Source organism: Microcoleus sp. B3-D2 (assembly GCF_036705345.1).
GTDB lineage: Bacteria > Cyanobacteriota > Cyanobacteriia > Cyanobacteriales > Microcoleaceae > Microcoleus.
In genome coordinates this window covers 1-5,950 of sequence record NZ_JAUBUG010000139.1, presented here as the reverse complement: position 1 = coordinate 5,950, position 5,950 = coordinate 1, and the positions used below count along the sequence as shown (strand labels likewise).

Annotated in this window: 2 tRNA genes and 3 rRNA genes; all 5 read left to right on the top strand. The window is 50.4% G+C overall.

Annotation, left to right across the window (positions count from 1 at the left end):
- Positions 1–339 precede the first annotated feature (339 nt).
- The 5 genes from QUB14_RS27940 to rrf all read left to right on the top strand — a co-directional run bounded on the left by QUB14_RS27940 (position 340) and on the right by rrf (position 5,895).
- A 16S ribosomal RNA gene (locus tag QUB14_RS27940) occupies positions 340–1,870 on the top strand.
- A 164-nt stretch (positions 1,871–2,034) separates the two neighbouring features.
- Positions 2,035–2,111, top strand: a tRNA-Ile gene (locus tag QUB14_RS27935).
- Positions 2,112–2,143: 32 nt separating this feature from the next.
- Positions 2,144–2,219 (top strand) — tRNA-Ala (locus QUB14_RS27930).
- A 434-nt stretch (positions 2,220–2,653) separates the two neighbouring features.
- Positions 2,654–5,536, top strand: a 23S ribosomal RNA gene (locus QUB14_RS27925).
- 246 nt (positions 5,537–5,782) lie between these two features.
- Positions 5,783–5,895 (top strand): 5S ribosomal RNA (gene rrf, locus QUB14_RS27920).
- Together the 16S, 23S and 5S rRNA genes with 2 tRNA genes alongside form the textbook arrangement of a ribosomal RNA operon.
- The last annotated feature ends 55 nt before the right edge of the window (positions 5,896–5,950 follow it).

Genomic DNA, 5,950 nt, shown 5'->3' with positions numbered 1-5,950 from the left:
CAAAAGTGTTTGACAGTTGGAAAGATGATGTGCATAATCTCGTTTCTCTGCTGCACGACAAGCAGCACGAAACGAAGCAAACAAGCGGTTCTTCAAGGTTTTAAGCAGTACCGAAGAGCAGCAAGGTTAGCAGAAATTTCGAAGCGATCTTTAACAAGTTAACAGCCGATAAGTGTGGGCACTGACCAGACGGGTTTAAGGTTTGTTCTTTTCTCAAAAAGAATGACTTTGAATCACGATTCAGAGTTAGTGCTCACGGAATAAAGTAAATGAATGTGAAAGCTGTCAAGGCTTTTATAAACATCTACTCCGTCGAGTTTAGTAAATTTTGCAGAGATTAAACTGAAGAGTTTGATCCTGGCTCAGATTGAACGCTGGCGGCATGCCTTACACATGCAAGTCGAACGGTAACAGGGAGCTTGCTCCGCTGACGAGTGGCGAACGGGTGAGTAATACATCGGAACGTGCCCAGTAATGGGGGATAGCTCGGCGAAAGCCGGATTAATACCGCATACGCCCTGAGGGGGAAAGTGGGGGACCGCAAGGCCTCACGTTATTGGAGCGGCCGATGGCTGATTAGCTAGTTGGTAGGGTAAAGGCCTACCAAGGCGACGATCAGTAGCTGGTCTGAGAGGACGATCAGCCACACTGGGACTGAGACACGGCCCAGACTCCTACGGGAGGCAGCAGTGGGGAATTTTGGACAATGGGGGAAACCCTGATCCAGCAATGCCGCGTGTGCGAAGAAGGCCTTCGGGTTGTAAAGCACTTTTGTCAGGGAAGAAATCCTTTGGGCTAATACCCTAGGGGGATGACGGTACCTGAAGAATAAGCACCGGCTAACTACGTGCCAGCAGCCGCGGTAATACGTAGGGTGCAAGCGTTAATCGGAATTACTGGGCGTAAAGCGTGCGCAGGCGGTTGTGTAAGACAGGTGTGAAATCCCCGGGCTTAACCTGGGAATTGCATTTGTGACTGCACGACTAGAGTGTGTCAGAGGGGGGTGGAATTCCACGTGTAGCAGTGAAATGCGTAGATATGTGGAGGAACACCAATGGCGAAGGCAGCCCCCTGGGATAACACTGACGCTCATGCACGAAAGCGTGGGGAGCAAACAGGATTAGATACCCTGGTAGTCCACGCCCTAAACGATGTCAACTAGTTGTTGGGGATTTACTTCCTTGGTAACGTAGCTAACGCGTGAAGTTGACCGCCTGGGGAGTACGGCCGCAAGGTTAAAACTCAAAGGAATTGACGGGGACCCGCACAAGCGGTGGATGATGTGGATTAATTCGATGCAACGCGAAAAACCTTACCTACCCTTGACATGGCAGGAACTTTCCAGAGATGGATTGGTGCTCGAAAGAGAACCTGCACACAGGTGCTGCATGGCTGTCGTCAGCTCGTGTCGTGAGATGTTGGGTTAAGTCCCGCAACGAGCGCAACCCTTGTCATTAGTTGCTACGAAAGGGCACTCTAATGAGACTGCCGGTGACAAACCGGAGGAAGGTGGGGATGACGTCAAGTCCTCATGGCCCTTATGGGTAGGGCTTCACACGTCATACAATGGTCGGTACAGAGGGTTGCCAAGCCGCGAGGTGGAGCCAATCCCAGAAAACCGATCGTAGTCCGGATCGCAGTCTGCAACTCGACTGCGTGAAGTCGGAATCGCTAGTAATCGCGGATCAGAATGCCGCGGTGAATACGTTCCCGGGTCTTGTACACACCGCCCGTCACACCATGGGAGTGGGTTCTACCAGAAGTGGCTAGTCTAACCGCAAGGAGGACGGTCACCACGGTAGGATTCATGACTGGGGTGAAGTCGTAACAAGGTAGCCGTATCGGAAGGTGCGGCTGGATCACCTCCTTTCTAGAGAAAGAGAAGTAGATCAAGTCTTGAATTTGTTTGGTTTTAGTGCTCACACTTATCGGTTTGTTTAGACGCGAAGATACAAGCAGCAAAAAAGAGGGCCTTTCAGTTCGATGTGAAAGCGTTGGCTAAGAGGTCAGGGCCCTGGGGCTGAAAAGTTTACGGGGTCTGTAGCTCAGTTGGTTAGAGCACCGTCTTGATAAGGCGGGGGTCGATGGTTCGAGCCCATCCAGACCCACCATCGGTTTGAAGTAGTTGTTGTAAGAAACACCTGGGGGTGTAGCTCAGCTGGGAGAGCACCTGCTTTGCAAGCAGGGGGTCATCGGTTCGATCCCGTTCACCTCCACCAAGTTTTTGCTGCCGCAGTAAGTGGTGTTTGTATCGAGTGTGTGAATAAAAAGTCTTTGAATAAAAGGTTGGCTGTTAGCGAAGTTGGCAAGTAAGCAATGCAAGCATTGCCCTTGCGGTCAAATGAATAAGCGCATGGTGCTGGGCACTGAGGTGTTTATTCATTTGGCTGTAAGAGTCGCCAGATCTTCAGGATCTGGACTTGTTCTTTAACAATTTGGAAATGATGAGATATCGAGATGGATACTCCTTTTAACGAAGGTGTAGATATTTTGATTGATGCGATTGCATCATCGTTCTTCTCAAGAAGTGGGTGTGTATTGTTCCTAATACGCACCGGCGCTTGAAATTTAGAATACACACAAACTACTTTGCTTTTTATGGTGATTACAGTGTTGTTCTTGTGAATAACTTGAGCAGGGCTTAACGCTATAGAGTCAAGCGAATAAGTGCACATGGTGGATGCCTTGGCAGTCATAGGCGATGAAGGACGTGGTAGCCTGCGAAAAGCTACGGGGAGCTGGCAAACAAGCTTTGATCCGTAGATGTCCGAATGGGGAAACCCACCCTTTTAGGGGTATCGCACAGTGAATACATAGCTGTGCGAGGCGAACCTGGAGAACTGAAACATCTAAGTACCCAGAGGAAAAGAAATCAACCGAGATTCCGAGAGTAGTGGCGAGCGAAATTGGAACAGCCTGTACGATTTAGCATTTGAGTTAACAAAACGGTCTTGAAAGTCCGGCCATAGAAGGTGATAGCCCTGTATGTGAAAACTCGATTGTGGAACTAGGCGTACGACAAGTAGGGCGGGGCACGAGAAACCCTGTCTGAACATGGGGGGACCATCCTCCAAGGCTAAATACTCATGACTGACCGATAGTGAACTAGTACCGTGAGGGAAAGGCGAAAAGAACCCCGGGAGGGGAGTGAAATAGATCCTGAAACCGTGTGCATACAAACAGTCGGAGCGGACTTGTTCCGTGACGGCGTACCTTTTGTATAATGGGTCAGCGACTTACATTCAGTGGCAAGCTTAACCGAGTAGGGAAGGCGTAGCGAAAGCGAGTCCGAATAGGGCGTCTAGTCGCTGGGTGTAGACCCGAAACCAGATGATCTATCCATGGCCAGGTTGAAGGTTGGGTAACACCAACTGGAGGACCGAACCCACTAACGTTGAAAAGTTAGGGGATGAGCTGTGGATAGGGGTGAAAGGCTAAACAAATCTGGAAATAGCTGGTTCTCCCCGAAAACTATTTAGGTAGTGCCTCGAGTCTCACTACAGGGGGTAGAGCACTGTTATGGCTAGGGGGTCATCGCGACTTACCAAACCATGGCAAACTCCGAATACCTGTAAGTGCAATCTCGGGAGACAGACATCGGGTGCTAACGTCCGGTGTCAAGAGGGAAACAACCCAGACCGCCAGCTAAGGTCCCTAATATCTGCTAAGTGGAAAACGAAGTGGGAAGGCTAAAACAGTCAGGAGGTTGGCTTAGAAGCAGCCACCCTTTAAAGAAAGCGTAATAGCTCACTGATCGAGTCGTCCTGCGCGGAAGATGTAACGGGGCTAAGCAGATAACCGAAGCTGCGGATGTACACGTAAGTGTATGTGGTAGGGGAGCGTTCTGTAAGCCTGCGAAGGTGTGTTGTAAAGCATGCTGGAGGTATCAGAAGTGCGAATGCTGACATGAGTAGCGATAAACAGAGTGAAAGGCTCTGTCGCCGTAAGCCCAAGGTTTCCTACGCAACGTTCATCGGCGTAGGGTTAGTCGGCCCCTAAGGCGAGGCAGAAATGCGTAGTCGATGGGAAGCAGGTTAATATTCCTGCACCGACGTGTAATGCGATGGGGGGACGGATCGTGGAAAGTGGTCCAGGTGTTGGATATCCTGGTCCCTGCATCATAGAGGACAGTTAGGCAAATCCGGCTGTCATATACTCAAGGGTGTGGGGGGAAGTAGCTACGGCTACGAACCCATTGGAAGTGGTCCCAAGAAAAGCCTCTAAGCTTCAGTTACACGTTGACCGTACCGCAAACCGACACAGGTGGGCGGGATGAGTATTCTAAGGCGCTTGAGAGAACTCAGGAGAAGGAACTCGGCAAATTGGTACCGTAACTTCGGGAGAAGGTACGCCCTTGTAGCTTGACCATGAACAATGGAAGGGTGAAGGGGTTGCAATAAAATGGTGGCTGCGACTGTTTAATAAAAACACAGCTCTCTGCAAACACGAAAGTGGACGTATAGGGAGTGACGCCTGCCCGGTGCTGGAAGATTAAATGATGGGGTGCAAGCTCTTGACTGAAGTCCCAGTAAACGGCGGCCGTAACTATAACGGTCCTAAGGTAGCGAAATTCCTTGTCGGGTAAGTTCCGACCTGCACGAATGGCGTAACGATGGCCACACTGTCTCCTCCTGAGACTCAGCGAAGTTGAAGTGTTTGTGATGATGCAATCTCCCCGCGGCTAGACGGAAAGACCCCATGAACCTTTACTGTAGCTTTGCATTGGACTTTGAACCGGTTTGTGTAGGATAGGTGGGAGGCTTTGAAGTGGGAACGCCAGTTCTCATGGAGCCATCCTTGAAATACCACCCTGATCTGTTTGAGGTTCTAACCTTGACCCATTATCTGGGTCGGGGACCGTGCATGGTGGGCAGTTTGACTGGGGCGGTCTCCTCCTAAAGAGTAACGGAGGAGCTCGAAGGTACGCTAAGTACGGTCGGACATCGTACTGATAGTGCAATGGCATAAGCGTGCTTGACTGCGAGACTGACAAGTCGAGCAGGTGCGAAAGCAGGACATAGTGATCCGGTGGTTCTGTATGGAAGGGCCATCGCTCAACGGATAAAAGGTACTCTGGGGATAACAGGCTGATACCGCCCAAGAGTTCACATCGACGGCGGTGTTTGGCACCTCGATGTCGGCTCATCTCATCCTGGGGCTGTAGCCGGTCCCAAGGGTATGGCTGTTCGCCATTTAAAGAGGTACGTGAGCTGGGTTTAAAACGTCGTGAGACAGTTTGGTCCCTATCTGCCGTGGGCGTTGGAAATTTGAAGGGGGCTGTTCCTAGTACGAGAGGACCGGAATGGACGTATCTCTGGTGTACCGGTTGTCACGCCAGTGGCATTGCCGGGTAGCTAAATACGGAAGAGATAAACGCTGAAAGCATCTAAGCGTGAAACTTGCCTTAAGATAAGATTTCCCTGAGGACTTGATCCTCCTGAAGGGCCGTTGAAGACCACGACGTTGATAGGCTGGGTGTGGAAGTGCAGTAATGCATTAAGCTAACCAGTACTAATTGCCCGTGCGGCTTGGCTCTATAGCATTGAGCCTTGCTTAAAAGATACGCACATGAAACAACACAGTAAATCTACCTCGGGGTAAAACCCGAATGAAAACCAAGGTAGTTTGTTAGATATAGATATACCCGCAACACGCATCAACAAGATAGCAGCGCTGTCTCAAAGATAACTCATCAGTTCCAAATCGAGCCAATCAGCCGCAACGCTGGTTAGCTAACAAGTAAGTGCAATCAAGGCACCGCACTTACAGCCAACCCTCTTTGCCTGACGACCATAGCAAGGTGGTACCACCCCTTCCCATCCCGAACAGGACCGTGAAACGCCTTAGCGCCGATGATAGTGTGCATTCGCATGTGAAAGTAGGACATCGTCAGGCTCTCCAATACCGAAAAACCCCGCTCTTCTGCTCAGATGGCGGGGTTTTTTATTTC